General features: G+C 49.3%; 12 protein-coding genes. 4 read left to right on the top strand and 8 right to left on the bottom strand.

Going from position 1 to position 16949, the window contains the following annotated elements:
* Positions 1-130: 130 nt before the first annotated feature.
* The 8 genes from Q365_RS0120625 to Q365_RS0120590 form a co-directional block, all read right to left on the bottom strand.
* Entirely contained in the window at positions 131-748 is a 618-nt protein-coding gene (locus tag Q365_RS0120625) for a CDP-alcohol phosphatidyltransferase family protein (RefSeq protein WP_028025134.1), read from the bottom strand.
* On the bottom strand, positions 741-1403 hold the full coding sequence (locus Q365_RS0120620; protein ID WP_028025133.1) for an ATP-binding cassette domain-containing protein: 663 nt from the start codon (positions 1401-1403) through the stop codon (positions 741-743). The genes Q365_RS0120625 and Q365_RS0120620 overlap by 8 nt, the downstream gene beginning before the upstream one ends.
* Positions 1369-3078 carry an ABC transporter permease gene (locus tag Q365_RS0120615; RefSeq protein ID WP_028025132.1) on the bottom strand — a complete coding sequence of 570 codons (1710 nt, stop codon included), beginning with the start codon at positions 3076-3078 and terminating at the stop codon, positions 1369-1371. Before Q365_RS0120615 ends, Q365_RS0120620 begins: the two co-directional genes overlap by 35 nt.
* Before the next feature lie 5 nt (positions 3079-3083).
* Positions 3084-4268, bottom strand: a complete 1185-nt coding sequence (locus Q365_RS0120610; protein WP_028025131.1) for an ABC transporter substrate-binding protein — start codon at positions 4266-4268, stop codon at positions 3084-3086.
* A 169-nt stretch (positions 4269-4437) separates the two neighbouring features.
* Positions 4438-5115 carry a TVP38/TMEM64 family protein gene (locus Q365_RS0120605; protein WP_028025130.1) on the bottom strand — a complete coding sequence of 226 codons (678 nt, stop codon included), beginning with the start codon at positions 5113-5115 and terminating at the stop codon, positions 4438-4440.
* 160 nt (positions 5116-5275) lie between these two features.
* On the bottom strand, positions 5276-6046 hold the full coding sequence (locus Q365_RS0120600; RefSeq protein WP_028025129.1) for a (Fe-S)-binding protein: 771 nt from the start codon (positions 6044-6046) through the stop codon (positions 5276-5278).
* A complete protein-coding gene (locus Q365_RS0120595) occupies positions 6043-7839 on the bottom strand; it encodes an FAD-dependent oxidoreductase (protein WP_028025128.1) in 1797 nt (598 codons plus the stop codon). Before Q365_RS0120595 ends, Q365_RS0120600 begins: the two co-directional genes overlap by 4 nt.
* Positions 7840-7971: 132 nt before the next feature.
* On the bottom strand, positions 7972-8955 hold the full coding sequence (locus tag Q365_RS0120590; protein WP_028025127.1) for a sulfurtransferase: 984 nt from the start codon (positions 8953-8955) through the stop codon (positions 7972-7974).
* A 414-nt stretch (positions 8956-9369) separates the two neighbouring features.
* On the opposite strand from Q365_RS0120590, the gene Q365_RS0120585 reads away from it, so the two are divergent.
* The 4 genes from Q365_RS0120585 to Q365_RS0120570 all read left to right on the top strand — a co-directional run bounded on the left by Q365_RS0120585 (position 9370) and on the right by Q365_RS0120570 (position 16762).
* Positions 9370-11073, top strand: a complete 1704-nt coding sequence (locus Q365_RS0120585; RefSeq protein WP_245621587.1) for a sensor histidine kinase — start codon at positions 9370-9372, stop codon at positions 11071-11073.
* Positions 11073-11684 (top strand): response regulator transcription factor, encoded by a 612-nt coding sequence (locus Q365_RS0120580; protein WP_028025125.1) that lies wholly within the window; start codon positions 11073-11075, stop codon positions 11682-11684. The genes Q365_RS0120585 and Q365_RS0120580 overlap by 1 nt, the downstream gene beginning before the upstream one ends.
* Positions 11685-11927: 243 nt before the next feature.
* Positions 11928-15368: a M66 family metalloprotease gene (locus Q365_RS0120575; RefSeq protein WP_028025124.1), complete on the top strand. Its 3441-nt coding sequence runs from the start codon at positions 11928-11930 to the stop codon at positions 15366-15368.
* 293 nt (positions 15369-15661) lie between these two features.
* Positions 15662-16762 (top strand): alkene reductase, encoded by a 1101-nt coding sequence (locus Q365_RS0120570; RefSeq protein ID WP_028025123.1) that lies wholly within the window; start codon positions 15662-15664, stop codon positions 16760-16762.
* The last annotated feature ends 187 nt before the right edge of the window (positions 16763-16949 follow it).

Here is a 16949-nt window from a genome sequence, read left to right as displayed (position 1 = left end):
CTGAAGAGTTAAACCGTGCCGCTTGCGTTACGCAATCAGCACGGAGAATCGGTGTCATAAGTTTGAGCGCGACATTCTCCCAGCTTTGCGCGAGCATGTAACTAAGAAATCGCCTCGTCGATGCAGAGGATTAAGCAATTGTCTTATTAAGCGTCTGGAATCCGTTGTAAATACGTGATGACGTGGTAAACCAGCACATAGCGCCAAACACGCAGGCTATCTCGACAAAGTGCGCCGGGAACACACACATCAACACAAAACAGAGAATAGTTTCTGAGCCTTCGGTGAGACCCGTCATGTAGTAAAGCGATTTATTCTTATAGACAGGATCATCGATGCCTTGCTTGCCCGCCATAATGGCAAACGCCAAGAAGCTGCTTCCGGTGCCAATAAACGAGAAAATCAGAAATGCGCCTGCCAATGCGTTTTGATCAGGGTTTGCCAACACAAAGCCAAACGGCACTAATGAATAGAACAGAAAATCGAGGCTGATATCGAGGAAGCCACCCGCATCTGTCACGCCTTGAATACGCGCGAGTGCGCCGTCTAAGCCATCCATCATACGATTGAGCAAAATAAACAACAGCGCCAAACCGTATTGTTCAAACGCCAATGCTGGCAACGCAAGCAGACCAATAGCAAAGCCCGCCACAGTGGTTTGATTCGCGCCCACGCCCAGTTCATCCACCATCTCAGCGATTCTCGCCAGCGGCCAACGTACGGCTCTAATTCCCATGCTATCAAGCATTTGTTTGTTCCTTTTGTTCCATGTTCCACGGCCAAGTCAGCAGTTGGCTGCCCGGTGGGATATCAGCGACATCGTGGGTGACCATCAGTGCCGGAATGTTGGCTTCTTTCAATTGCTCTACTACCCAGTCGCGAAACTGCGTACGAAGGTCGTTATCCAACTTACTAAAGGGTTCATCCAACAACGCCACCTTGGGCTTGGCGAGCAACATTCGCGTCAAACTGATGCGTGCGCGTTGACCGCCTGAAATTTGATCGGGAAATGAATCCGCTAACTTCACCAGCGCGATATGTTTCAACGCCTGCATGGCGCGCTCTTTTCGCTCTTGGCCCTTGATGGAATCCGGTAAGGCAAACGCGAGGTTTTCCCAAATCCGCAAATGCGGAAACAGCAAATCGTCCTGAAACAAAATCCCGACATCTCGCTGGTGTGGCGGCAAATCATCGAGGAGTTCGCCATTTAACTTAATGCTACCGCTATAACAAAACTCACCGGAAAGGTGCCCTGCAATGGCATCAAGCAAGGTAGATTTTCCGCACCCACTTGGTCCCATAAGACAAAGAACTTCGCCTTTATCGACACACATATTGAGCGACGAAAACAAGGTCTCGCCTGTCGTTTTACGAATGGCGAGGTTTTCGAGACAGATACTCATCTGGCAGTAACCCTTTGATTGATAATCGACGATATTTCACCTGCAAATGGCTAATCAATATCGCGAACGAGAAAAACAACAGCGGCAATAGTGCCTGCCAAATGGCATAAATGGCGGTAACGCGACGGTCAAAGCCACTCGACAAGGCCACCGCTTCCGTTGTCAATGTGCTGATCCGCCCTGCCCCCAACACCAACGTCGGTAAGTACTGCGCAAGGCTGACACTGATGCCAATCGCCCATGCAAACACAATCGCCGGAAGCAAAATGGGCAGTTTTACGCTCAGCCAAACACGGATAGGCGATTTACCAAGGCTTAACGCAACACGGGTGAAGCCTTCGTTGTAACTGCGCCAAGGGCCATCTAAAGACAAGTAGACATACGGAAAGGCAAAGAATACATGCGCCCAACACACCCAGAAGAAATGGGCATCACTGCTGAGGTATAAGGTCGCCACCTGCATACCAAACAAAATAGAAAGCTGCGGGATCAGCATAGGAATCGCAATGATGTATCCCGGCACTTGCAGCCGATATCGCAGGCGATACTCATGGGCTAGCAAGGCCATCACAAGCGCGGTGGTGGCAGAAATGACTGCAATGATCATGCTCTGCTCAATCGTGCTAAGAATCGACGCCCATTCGTACTCCCAAAAACGCAAGCTGTAGCGACTTGGCAGCAAATCAGGGAATCGCCAACGCTGAGCCACACTCCACAGCAGCATCAACGGCATCATCGAAACCGACATGGCAAGCAAGCCCAAAAACACTGGTCTGCCAGGAAGCGCAATGCCACGCCGCCCTGAAAACTGCCACGTTCTAAATCCCTTGGTGAGTGACCACTCTAACGCGCGGGCAAGGCCAATCAGCAGTAAGGAAATAATGAACAGAACGACCGCACCCGCCGACGCGCGTGGCAACAAGGTTAAATCTGGGTCGTTAAACCATTGCCATACCAAGACAGCAAACGTTGGCGGGTTGGTTGGGCCGATGATCATCGCCACATCCACAACCGACAAACCGTAGGCCATGACAGCCAGCATCGGGAAACGTAGCTTAGTGAGCCATTGCGGAAGCACGCACTTCCACCATGCTTGCGCACGGCTATAGCCCAGTGATGCTGAAACTTTTTCGATTTGATTGACGTTCACTTGCTGCAAGATTGAAATGCTCATCAGCAAGAGAAACGGCACTTCTTTCAGCGCCAACATCAGGATCATACCCAGCGCATGAGGGTCGTTGATCACCAGCGCGAGATCTGCCCCACTCTGCCCTGACGTGTCATACGCAAACCACTCACGCATGATGCGAGCACCCATGCCTGTCGGTGCAAACAAGAACGCAAAACCGATGGCAAACGCGACATGAGGAACCGCCAAAAGCGGCGACAAAGAGACTTCAATTTTGCGCCAAAACGACGTGCCCCAACTCGCCTGCAAAATGGCAAACGTAATGAGACAGGCAAGGTAGGTGCTGGCAACAGCAGAGTAAACCGTCATCGCAATCGAGCGCCAAACGCCCTGCCACTCAAATACCATCGCAAAGCCATCAAGCGACGGGTGGTGCATCCCCAATGGCGGAATGTAGCCGAATGACGACAATGACACACCCAGCAACCCGCATCCGGTAGGCAGCACACAGCAAATAAGAATTAACAAATAGAACGCGCGTAACATCAGACCTAACTTCCGTAGCGTTTCAGCCACTCTTTCTCGATGGCGCTTTGCCAGCTCGGGTGAGTTTCAGAAACGGATTTAAACGGTTTGTTGTCTTTGGCTGAACCAAACAAGTGCTCGCTTTTCAATACCGACGGGTCGCCCCAGATTTCGATATTTCCTTTGCGCGACTGCGCTTCTGGGCACAGCAAAAAGTTAGTGACCACTAACGCCGCGGCTTTTGCATTCGCGTTCCAAGGCACAGCAAGGTAGTGAATGTTCGAGAGCGCGCCAGAATCCATCGCATAGGCGCGAGTTGATTCCGCTAAGTTACCTGACGCATGTGCGGCATATACCGCGTTCGGGTTAAAAGTGATGGCGAGGTCTATCTGCCCATCATCAAGCAACTGAAATGTTTCTGCCGTGCCAGCGGGGAACTGTTTTCCGCCACGCCACGCCACGCGATGTAAGGCATCTAAATACGTCCAAAGCGGCTGAGTGACATCAGCATAGTCAGCGTCAGAAACAGGGTTTTGCAAGCGAGCGTCATTGCCAGAAAGGTCAATCAACAGCGCTTTCAAAAAGCTGGTTCCGTGAAATTCTGGCGGTCTCGGATACGTGATTCGATTTGGATTGGATTGTGCGTAGCGAAGCATTTCTGCGAACGAACGAGGCGGATTTTCCAGCTCTTCCGTATCATGCACAAACACCAGTTGGCCCATGCCCCAGGGTGCTTCTAAGCCTTCAGTCGGTTCTGAAAAATCCACGGTGACGGGTAACGCTTGGTCAACATATTGCCAACTCGGTAGCGCATCAACAAACGGGCCAAACAACAATTGGTTGTCTTTGAGCGATTTGAAATTCTCGCCATTGATCCACATTAAATCGACGCTGCCGCCCTGTGTTTTACCGGCCGCTTTTTCAGCAATCAATCGCGTGGTGGTTTCGGTGATGTCGGCGACTTTGACATGATGCAAGGTCACACCATAACGACGCTGAACTTCTTTCTTTGCCCATTGCAGATAGCGGTTTATTTCTTGATTCCCACCCCAAGCGTGGAAATAGACATCTTGTCCTGAGGCTTCGGCTTCAACGCGCTCCCAGTTAGGGATGTCTGCGCCTGTAGCAAGCGGCTCGTTAGCAAACTGGTCGGTGGCAAGGACTGCGAACGAGGCAGTCAACAAAGCAATGGCTGAAATCAGTCTTTTCATCGAATTCGGTCTTATTATTTTATTAGGCAGTTTGCATTCTTCATAACCAAGCAACCTCACGCTGATGATTCAACACGAATGTGTTTGGGTATGACTGACATAAACGCAAAAATCGTCCCTTACATGACGCAAGGGACGACACAATATTCACTTCAGAAAAGAGCGCAAGTTATTTCGCTAGATCTGCCATGTTGATGCCTTTTTTCTTGGCAATGTATTTCGGGATAAGAGACATACCGAAAAGCACTAAACCTGCACCCGCAAACTTAACAAGTAGCATCGCAGACACACCGTTCGTTGCGATATCACCGGCCATGTAAGCGAAGATGAACGCGCCCGGAGCCATCGTGATCAGAGAAACTAGCGCGTAAGTGCCTAGGTTCAGACTGGTTAGGCCGTAAGCGTAGTTTTGTAGGCTGAATGGGAAAACAGGAACAAGGCGAGTCAGGATCAAGAAGCTAGTACCATTTTGCGCCACACCGTCATCGATTTTCTTGAAGATTGGGTTATCGCCAAACTTCTTCATGATGGTGTTACGAAGCAAGAAGCGCGCAACCACGAAAGCCACTACCGCACCTAGCGTTGCAGAGAACAGTGCCAGAACACCACCTTTGATTGGGCCAAATACGATGCCCGCAACAATGGTAAACGCACTGCCCGGCAGCAAGAACACACAGGCAAAAACGAATGCTGCAACAAACACAACATAACCTAGCGCACCGAAGCCCGCGATCCAGTCTTGCAGGCTCTTAATATCAGTGATGATTTCAAGAATACCCGTTTGTTTTGCAACGAAGATAATCGCGGCGATTGCCAGCGCGAACAAACCAATTTTGACAAATTTCATTTTGAGTTACCTGATAAAAACGAATTCGATAACGTCTTGCCGTATGAGCAAGCACTTGGTCGGACAGTTAGCGTGGAAGCACCATCAACACACTCGGGGGAACCGGAAGCTCATGAGGGTGTTACACGCTAACGTGACCAAAATTAAACGTACTGAGCGATTACAGTGACACGCACTTGATCAGCGCAGAACGTGATTTGTAGCGGTTGAACCACGCTTTCATCGGGTTAGCCAAAACGTTCACTGGCGCTGGAGAATCTTTCATCACCACAGGGCCAAACATCAGGTCCAGAATGTGCCAAGCGTTTTGACCCACACCCATCATGGAAGCACGACATGCTGCGCAGTACACAACAACGTGGTCACTTTGGAACTCGTCAACACGACGCTGAACAACACGGTTTGCTACGTCAGGGTTCGCTGGCACAACCATGCCACCGAAGCCACAGCAACGTGTGTTCTCACGGGTGTACTCAGGCTCAACGATTTTGTAGCCCAGCTCAGTCATGATCCAACGGATACCGTCTTGCAGCTCTTTCTCGTAGCGGGTTGAGCAAGAATCGTGAATGGTGAAGACCACATCACTGTCTTTTGCTTTGCCAACAAGTTCTTTTGGCAGACCGATAGTTGGCAGCAGTTTCCAAAGCGACAAAGGCTTCTGGGTACCGCCAGATTTTTTGATCATGCCGTAGCAGCTTTGGCACGCCACGATCACTTCTTCAGCTTGTAGCGAGTCAAAGTCAGCCTGAAGCTGGCCATAACGCTCTTTAAATTTGTCAGCCTGACCAATTGCCGCCGTAGGCTTACCACAACATTTTTGAACCGCACCCATCTCTGGGAATACGTTTTTCAGGTGCGCAGCCATCGCGGCAACGCCTTCTGGAGAGTAGGATGGCAGGCTGCATCCTGGCATAAATACTTTATTGGTCATTTTGTGGTTACCGCGCGTTTAGCCATAGTGAAGAGTTTCGAGAAGCCAAGCTTCTGGTGCATGTTGATCGCTTTGTGCCCTTTCATTGGTGACTCACCGTTGTTCGAGTTAACGAAATCAACACGAGCACCTAGGAAGATTTCCTTCATTGGGTAATCTTTCGGACACACGATGGTGCACTGGTCACAGGCGTTACATGAGTAAGCCAACAGTGGATCCATCTCTTTCTTGGTCACAAAGTCGTTGAACAGGGTCTTCGGACAGTCACCGAAGTCGTTCATCATGACGCACTCGCTCATACACAGTTTGCACGTACATTGCAGACAGCGCGTGGACTCTTGCTTCACTTGCTCTTGGGTAAATCCGAAATCAACTTGGGCGAAGTCACGCTTGCGCTCTTCAGCATCACGTAGCTCACCGTGCAGACGCGGAACATCAACCGTGCCTTTTGGCAATGGGATGTCTAGACGAGATGCGTAGCTGTATTCGTCTTGGAAATCACGACCTTCTTCCAAAGGACGACCCGCGAATTGACGCTCAATGCTCATTGCCGCTTTACGACCTAGCGCCATCGCTTCAATCACGATGTTACCGCCGCATGCATCGCCTGCTACGTAAACGCCTTCAACCGAAGTCGCCATGGTGTTCTTATCAACCACGTAACGACCGCCACGGGTTTGCTCAAGCGCACCATCAGTGATGTCAGCAACAACCTGACCGGTTGCAAATACCACGGTATCCACTTCAACAATGCGTGTTTCATCTGCATAGCTTGGTGCAAAGTTGCCGTTTTCATCCAAGATTGAGATAACGCGCTTCAATGTAATTGAGAACACTTTGCCGTTTTTCTCTTCGATAGAGATAGGGCCCCAACCTGCATTGAACGATACGCCTTCTTCCAGCGATTCTTCAATTTCAACGTGGCTTGCTGGCAGTTTGTCCATGCCTTCCAGTGAACACTGGTGCACTTCGTCTGCGCCGATGCGCCATGAAGAACGCGCACAGTCCATCGCAACGTCGCCGCCGCCAATCACCATGACGCGCTTACCTGCACGTGGGAACGCGCGGGTTTCAGAAATTTCTTTCAGGTACTCAACTGCAGAGAAAACGCCTTCTGCTTTGTGGCCTGGAAGCGGAATGATAGAACCAACGTGTGCACCGTGCGCCAGAACAACAGCGTCATGGGTTTCACGCAATTCAGCGAAGGTGATGTCTTTGCCGATCTCCACACCGAATTTGGTTTCGATGCCAAGCATATCTAGGTAGCTGTATTCGAAATCGATCACGTTGCGTGGCAGACGGTACTCAGGGATACCGACGCGCATCATGCCGCCATATACGTTCAGCTTTTCAAAAATAGTGACACTGTGACCTTTACGGCGAAGTTCAATCGCAGCCTGTGCACCCGCAGGGCCAGCACCGATGATTGCGATTTTCTTGCCCGTAGGGTTAAGAACAGCAAGATCCCAGTTTTCTTTGTTATCCATTTTTTCGGCAACAAAGCGTTTGATGCCAGCAACACTGATCGCTTGACCGTATTCCGTGTTACGACGACATGCTGCTTCACATGGGTGCGCACAAATGCGGCCCAGTGTTTGTGGCAGGAATAACTTTCCGCGAATGGTATCAAGTGCTTCTTGATATTTACCTTCACCGGCCAGACGCACGTACTGCTTAACATCAGTGTGCATTGGACATGCTGTTTGACATGCAGGATCCGCATCGCCCATACAGCCATCTACTACGCGTTGTGCCGCGTCATAGATTTTTTGGCTAAAGATTACATTGCTCATTATTTTTATGCTTCCAGTAGAAGTTGAATTCTTTTTGTTATCCGTCACATGATGCAGGGGTCAGCAACACACTGACCCACTGTCTTACTCATTTGTTCATTGGCTCATTGGCCAAGCAACGGGTTTGGATGATTAGCTTTTGCCGTTTTGTACTTTGACTTCAGAGCGTGTTTGCTCGTAGTGGGCGTAGCTGTATTCAATCCAAGAGCCGTCATAGTTGTAGATGCCTTCTGCACCTAGCACTTCTTCCAGCACCATTTGAGTGTGTGCTGAACGAACACCAGACTGGCAATATGCGATAACTTTTTTGCCTTTGATAACGTCGCCATACAGCGCTTGCAGCTCTTCCGCTGATTTCAGCGTGCTGTCTTCGTTAAGGGCTTGAGTCCAGTTGATATGAACGCTGCCAGGAATGGTACCTGGGCCGAATGCGCCAGAAACTGTGGTTGAACCATCAAATTCGTTGGTGCCACGCGTATCCAAAATCACCCAATCTTCAGACGATTGTGCGTCGATCACCATTTCTAGTGTCGCAAGGCCATCAGCTTCGACTTGTGGCGCTGGAGCAACATAGTTAGTTGCAGCCACAGTTGGGTTTGCGTTACCGGTTGCGAAGCCTTCGCCCATCCACGCGTTCAAACCGCCATCTAGGTAGCGAACGTCGTCATGACCAAGGTTTTTGATTTGCCAGAAAAGGCGAGCGGCATCGTGATGAGAGTTTGCTGCGTAAACAACAATGGTAGAAGAAGGCGTTGCGCCGTACTGACTAAGAATCGCTTCCATTTCGTCAACAGAATTACGCATGCCATCGAACGCGTAATCGCCGTCAGCCGCTGAGTAATCGTTACGCCACATGGAGAAAGAGCCTTCGATTGGCGCGTCTGGTTTCACTGGGTTTAGTGCACCAATGACAACCACATCAGCATCTGTGCCCATCATGTTTTTCAAATCTTGAGCAGAAATGAACGCTTCTGGGTTCGCATACTCATTGAACTTTTCGTTCAATACGTCTGCACTTACTTGAACCGCTTTTGCACCAAACATTGAGGTATAGCCAACATAACCTGCTGCCATTACCGCCGCGATTACCCCGATTGCGATCGTCGATTTCTTCATCACATCACTTCCCAAAAAACATTAAAAATTTATCGCTCATCACTGAGCTGATTGAAATCGGAGACATGAGGCTTGTGGAAGGCTTTATGATTATTTTTTAGTGCCAACACGTTGAAAAGCATCATGTTATAAATTCGGATATAGCTGCTAATGAGCCAGTAGCACGGATTGTGCGTTTTTACAGGAAGGGAGGATATTGTGGTAAACCACAATATTGTCAGTAATTTGATCTAAAACAACATAAATAATAGGGTTTAATCAGGTATGATTCGCGCCAGTCAATGTTGTACCGAGTAGAACTCTCTTTTGTCTGGATTTTTCGTACGCCTAGTGCCCCTCTTTAGCATCAAGGCGGCTTTTCTCTTTGTCGTCAGTATCAGTTGTTTTTGTTCGTGTCCCGTCAGAGCCGAAGTGATGCAGCACTACGATGTCGGTGTATTGGCATTACGCGGGGATGATCACGCCAATCGTTCGTGGTTACCCACACTGAACTGGTTGGAATCCCAAATTCCAAACACCACCTTTGAAATGCACACCTATGACTTCGACGAACTTGACGAAGCGTTTCGACACAACCAACTCGACTTCCTGCTGACCAGCCCCGGACAAGCCACCAAAATTGCCCGCCAATATCATCTGAACTGGTTAGCGACGCAGAAAACGGCCTACAGCAATAACACAACACATTCCATCGCCTCTGTGGTCGTCGTGCGTGAAGATTCGCCCTATCAAACGCTGCAAGACATTGAGTATGCGTCTGTCGCAGCAGTCTCCGAAAAAGCCTTTGGTGGGTTTCTTGCCTTACGCTACGAACTCGACAAACTCGATCTGTTTGGTAGCGCGTTCTACAACAACATCACTTTTACAGGGCCGCCGACCGATAAATTGCTGCTCGACGTGCTCGATAAATCGTTAGACGTCGCTATTGTCCCCGCTTGCACATTGGAAAACATGGCCAAAGAAGGTTTGTTGAAACGCAACCAACTGCGAGTACTTGACCGAAAACACCATCATAACTCCGTGTGTGCTGTTACCACCGCCTTGTACCCCAACTGGACGCTGGCCAAAACCGAACGTGCGTCCAACGAAATTGGGAAAAAAGTCACGCAGGCCTTATTGTCTATGCCGGAGTATTCAATAGCGGCAGCAGCGGCAGGCAACATTGGTTGGACCTTGCCGGCCAGTTCCGTTCGCGTAGACCAAGTATTTCAGCACCTTGATATGCACCCCTTGCAAGAGAGCTGGCAAGAAGGTCTCTTCAAATGGCTCACCAAAAACCAACTGATTACGTTTGGCATCGTGCTCTTTCTCATCATTCTCAACGTTTATCACTTCTGGCTTGAATATCACTTCAATCGAAGCAAGAAGGATTTAGAACGCACACTGTTCGATCTCAAAGAGAAAAACACCATGCTGGAGCATGCTCAACGCACCATGATTGTCGGCGAGTTAGGCAGCAGCATTGCACACGAAATCAATCAGCCTTTAAGCACCATTAAAAATTATTCCGAAGGTATTCAGCGACGGCTAGCTCAAGGGATGACTGCCGAAGAGCTTGCGCCTTTTTTAGGCAAGATCCACCAGCAAGTTGGCGTGGCTGGCGATATCGTTCAGCGCTTACGAAGCCTTATCAAACGTACCCCGAGTGAACGTGTGATTTGCGACCCTGCGGCTTTTATCAAGGAATCTATCGAGCTTATTGAGTTTGATTTCCAAGCATTGAAAATCGGTTTGAAGTTCTCCGCAGAAGGCACACCGATACAAGGCGAATTTGATTACATTGGCATGCAACAAGTGATGCTCAATTTACTGCGCAATGCCAAAGAGGCTTGCTTAGCTGATCTCGAATGGGATGCGTCGTCAGGTGTCAGCGTTGAACTCTTGTATGGCGAGAATGACATCGTGATTCGTGTTGCTGACAATGGCATTGGTTTAGAAGCCAACGAACAAACCTTAAAAGAACCTTTCTTTACCACCAAACAAGACGGACTTGGCCTAGGGCTGGCCATTTGCCGCGACGTGATTGATGCGCACCATGGTCACTTTATTATTCAACCTGCCCGACCTAAAGGCTGTGAAGTCACGGTAATTATCCCCATTAAAAGAGAACAAGAATAATGATGACAAATACTGGTCCCGTCTATGTCGTTGACGATGAAGAAGCGGTAAGAGAATCGTTAGTTTTCATGCTCGAAACCTATGGATTCAAGATTCAAGATTTTAGCTCTGGCCCAGAATTTCTTGAGAAGGTCGATATTCACGAACCTGGATGCATCGTACTAGATAGCCGGATGCCCGAAATGCGCGGGCAAGAGCTTCAAGCACTGCTCAACGACGCTAGAAGCCCACTTTCGATTATCTTTCTGACAGGACACGGCGACGTGCCAATGGCGGTAGATGCCCTCAAAGACGGCGCAGTCGACTTCTTTCAAAAGCCCGTCGACGGTGACAAATTGGCGAAAGCCATCGACAAAGCACTTGCCCACTCCTATCAACGCCAAGGCCATGCTTGCGTCGAGAAAAAATACGCCAGCCTCACGGAACGTGAAAAAGAGGTACTCAAGCTGGTATTGAAAAGCCAAACCAATCAGCAAATGGCGAAAACGCTGTGCGTTTCAGTGCGAACCATTGAGGTGCACCGAGGCAACATGATGAAGAAGTTTGAGTCCAGCAACGTGGCTGACTTGGTATTACGACTCAGCACCCTAATTCAACAGAACCGTTTATGATTTTTTGGGATATTGAGCCCATTAACCAGTAAAGAAAATACACCTAATTAACTGATTTACAGCTTATTTTTTAGTTAATTCATTGGTTATATCACGACCACCATGGAAGTAATGTCAAAGTCTTGAATAATCACTTTGCACCAAGATCTATGAATTGACGTTAACCAGCTGATTATTATTGATTCTTGAAAGAAAATTAGATCCGAGTCACATAATTCTAATTACAGTTTTCAAGGACAATACATGAAGTTATCAGTCTTAGCTTTGCTCATAGGAAGCGCACTCGTCAGCCTTCCCTCGGTTGCTGAAACCACCACATTGGCAGCGCTGGGTGAACAAACCCGCGCTGCGTTGGAAAACATGCAGCGACTGGCACAAGATCCCGCCAACATTGTCGAACGCGATGGCCGCCGTTTCCTAAAATTTGAAGGCAAAGAGTACTGGGTAAACCACGAAAACCACCCAAAATTTCCGCTTAATGACACCAACGGCGAATACAGCACCGCGTTTCCGTTTGTAGAAGCCGACTGGGAATATGAACCCTACAACGGTGGCTTCTACCTCATGCACCGTGAATGGGGTGTCATGACCCCAGACGATACGGGTTGTTATGTCGAGTACATGCCAGCAGCGCGTGGCTCGAAAGACGACGAAGGCAATTACATTTGGGAGCGAGATTTGATCCTGCGCACCGTGATGTCTGACTGCGGCGCACAAACCCAACCTGAGATCACTGAACTTCAAGCGGCGTCCGTTTCTGACAAAGGCGTAGAGTTGGCATGGAAATCCACCAGCGAAGACGCAGAATATGCCATTGCGCTGACCGTGTACCCTGAAGGTGAGTCATCGATCACCTTCAACTACAACGCAACAGGTTCACACTTCTACATTGGCGATCTAGAACCCGACACCACGTATGACGTTGAGCTAAAAGGCTGCACGACGTTAAGTTGTGACACCGAGACCTTTAGCTTCACCACCTTACCAGCACGCCTCAGTTACAACGACAGCCGTGACGCGCAAAACCACCTACAAGGCAACCTGCGTGCACACGTGAACTTCGCGCAAACACACACCAGTGTGATGCCAACCGGTAACGACGACATTCGCCACCCTAACCTTGTGATGTCCCGTGAAGCGCAGTTGCTGGTAACACCCGCACAATACGGCATCAACCAATTGTGGGTCGATGTAGAAGTTGATGGCGTCAGCATGGGACGTTTCCCAATGCAGCCACCAAGCGCATTGGCAGACACGGATCAGGTGAAAACTGACCGCAGCAAAGTGGTGTTCTCTCACCATGCATGGAGCTTCCCGTTAAGCTGGGAATGGATGAAACCGGGTCTATCACTACGATTCAGCGACAACCGCGGCCGTGAAGGCGACCTGACTAGTGACAGCTTAGTATTTGGTGGTGCACCAGAAATGGTGATCCAAAATATCGATATCGGCATGCTGGTTGAGCCGCGTGATCGCTACGACATGATCAAGCAAATGCCAAAACTAGCAACCGACTACTTCCAGAAAATCCCCGTTTCTAAACTGGTGATGGCGGATTACACCCCGATTCATTTGAAAAAAGTCACCCTACCAAACGGCAAGGTATACACCAAAGCCAGTGAGTTTGAGACGCCAGGATGGCACGGCGGCGATATGCGTGAATATGTCGGTAAGCGCCTATTCTCAATCGGTATCAATAACGCCAACTTCGGTGTGACGGATACCGCGGGCGGTAACGCAAGCTGGCCACGTCCATTTAGCCACATTACCTCGCACAACAGCCGCGGACGATACTTAGCCAAAGATGCTGACACAGGCGTGATTAGCTCTAAAGTTGTCCAACACGGCGGAAGCGGTGGTGGCGGTATCGTCACGTTGGATGCAACACGAGGTAACGAATGGTCTCACGAACTCGGCCACAATTTTGGCCGCGGACACCATCCTAAGGGCTACTCCATTCATGATATGGAATCCGGTTGGGGTTGGGATGCCCGCTACAAGCGCTTCATTGGTAACCTCCACTGGACGGCAGATCCGATTACTGTTGAAAACCCAACCAGTGGGGAGTCAGTTCCTCCATTTGCGGGCGAGTTCCGCTTCATGCGTGAAGCCATGGGCGGCGGTGAATTCGCAAGAACAGGCTTGATTAGCCACTACACGCTTGAGCATCCAATTGCATCACGTGTCACACAGGATTGGTTTAACCGATCAAACAACCTAGACATGAACAGCACGACCGGATTCTCGCAGTGGGATCAGATCTCGCAGCAATATGTTGAGGTAGATTCAGACTTTACCAAGCCTGAATCAAAAGGCGTTCCGGTGATCACTATGTTGGGTATTTACGACCCAGCAGAACAGAACGCGAGCCAAGTCTACCCGCTGATTTACTCAAACTACGGCAACCTGTACGACCTTCCTGCGCCGAGCTATATCGAAACGCAATTAGAAGGCTGGCAATCGGTGAGCGATCTAAGCGCATCTGATCGCCTGAGCACAGAGTGGCAAACCCTGAAAATTGATAACACGCAGTTGCCTGTTTGTCAGTTCAGTTATACCAACGCAAACGGCGAGCAAGCCAACTTCGTCGGTTATGAAGATGCCAATGACAACGTGTGTCGCACGGCGCCTGAAATGTATTGGGCGGTTAACGGACAGCGCGAGAACCCTGTTTCTCAGTCAATGGATTATCAATTGCTATCGGTCAAAGGTGATCACCTTGGTGCCGTCACTTACACACCTACTGCTGCCTTGGGTGAACAAACCCTATGTAGCCTCGACAAATCAGGCACTTCTCACGATGGCGCTGGATTTATTGCCGACGGGAAATGTCAGCAAATTGATAACGTCAAACATGTAAATGGCGCAAGATGGTCATATGCCTCACACCAAGGTGGCATTGCTCAATATACTTTGCAGTCCCAAAAACAGTGTGAGTTGACGGTTGAAGGCGAGAATGGCTCAGTACAGCGTATTGCCCTTGCAAGCACCCGCTATAACAGCGGTGAAAGCAACAAGTTCCACATCAACTTGCCAATGGAAAACCACCCAGAGCGTATCACCCTAAGTTGTTCAAGCGCAGATGGTTCTATCAGTATTTTGGATAGCCAAGAGACGCCACGCAACCCAGCGGTGAATGATTTGGTAGGCCCAGTAATCATCGGTCAAGAACATGGCTATGAGGACTTTGAAACTGCCATGCCACCAAGCTGGTTCGCACACACGGAGACCTTTAAACCTGCAGATCTATCGAAAGCAGACCTAAACAATCTGGCGACATTACGTTTGGGTAATGAATATCCATATATTTGTCGATTCCCAATGACGGTGAGTGGCGCAGAAAAAACGCTGCACGGTTATGTTGAAGACCTAGGCAATGGTGAATTCCAATGTACAGGCGGGGATGACATTACGGTACGAGATTCAGAAGGTGAGCGCCCGGTTCTATCGACCGTTAACCAGTTTGAATGGCTATCATTGAACAACCCCGCTGAGCTTGGTGAGCGCGTCAAAGCCAAAGCTGGCAGCGATGCGGTGCTATGTAGCCTAACCAGCGGCGGCGAGTTCTACGGCGCAGGCTTTTTGAACGAAGGCGGTCAATGTGTTCAAGAACCTGAAGTGTATTGGTCAAATGGCAACCAATGGATTTTCTCAAGCCGACACGGTTCTTACAGTTACCAATAATGTTTATCGCTAATCTTTGTCGCTAATCTTTGTCGCTAAGCTTTATCGATAAGCGACAATAAGCAAAAACACGCATCCCACCCACAGACCTTTCCGTGTCAGTGGGTGGGATGTTTCTCCTTCTGAGCGAATCGACGGTCGCCCGTTTTTTCTCTCACTCTGCTTCACTACTTCAAACCTCAACGCTTTTCATTTCTTCATAACATAAAATTATTCATTTCATAAAAATCGATAATTTCAACCAAGCATCAATCCTGCGTATTCTCACTGTCATTCAGTTATAGGAGTCCGACATGACCAATGCATTATTTCAACCGATCCAACTCGGTTCGCTTTCTCTAAAAAACCGTATTGTGATGCCTCCAATGACTCGCTCACGCGCTAGCCAACCGGGCAATGCCGCAAACGACATCATGGCGACCTACTACGCCCAGCGTGCCAGTGCCGGTTTGATCGTTGCCGAAGGCACGCAAATTTCTGAAATGGGTCAAGGCTATGCGTGGACACCAGGCATTTACAGCCAAGAACAAATTGCAGGATGGCGAAAAGTCACCGATGCCGTGCATGAGAAAGACGGCGTGATATTCGCGCAAGTTTGGCATGTAGGCCGTGTTACGCACCCTGATAACATTGGCGGGAAGCAGCCGATTTCATCCTCTGCGTTGAAAGCAGAAAACGTGAAAGTGTTCATCGACAACGGTACAGACGCAACGGGTTTTGTGGATGTAGTCGAACCGCGTGAAATGTCGAAAGACGACATCAAGCACGTGATTGGGGAGTACCGACAAGCGGCACTGAACGCAATAGAAGCCGGATTTGATGGCATTGAACTTCACGCTGCCAATGGCTACTTGGTGAATCAGTTCATCGACTCTGAAGCCAACAACCGCACAGACGAATACGGTGGCAGCATCGAAAACCGTTTGCGCTTCCTAAAAGAAGTGATCGAAGCCATGACGGATGCGATTGGTGCAGATCGCGTTGGTGTGCGCCTTGCACCCTTTACATCGCTGAATGGCACGGTCGATAGCTCGCCAGTGGAAACCTATGTTGCGGCAGCAGCGCTGTTGAACACCTTGAACGTTGTTTACATTCACATCGCAGAAGTAGATTGGGACGACGCACCTGACACCCCAATCATGTTCAAGCATGCGCTTCGTGAAGTGTACAACGGCGTGATCATTTATGCCGGACGCTACAACAGTGACAAAGCAGACATTGCCATCAATGAAGGGCTTGGCGATATGATTGCATTCGGACGCCCATTTGTTGCCAATCCAGACTTACCTGATCGTTTGCGTCATGGTTATCCGATGGCACAACACGATCCAAACACCCTGTTCGGTGGTCAAGAGAAAGGCTTGACGGATTATCCAGCGTACCAAGCTAGCTGATTGCCGTCCGTTTCATTGGATACAAATACCAGCCCGCGCTTATCTTCATCGATAAGCGCGGGCTTTTTGTTGACGCCAAATACGCCCAAATATTGATTGAACAGCCAGTAAACATCACATCCACCTCAATGAAACCCGGCCCTCAATTGCGCCAATGAAGTAATCGGTGTTAAATGACGTCAGAAAA

The sequence above is a fragment of the Enterovibrio calviensis DSM 14347 genome, assembly GCF_000621165.1.
GTDB lineage: Bacteria > Pseudomonadota > Gammaproteobacteria > Enterobacterales > Vibrionaceae > Enterovibrio > Enterovibrio calviensis.
This window is presented reverse-complemented; position numbering and strand designations above follow the sequence as displayed.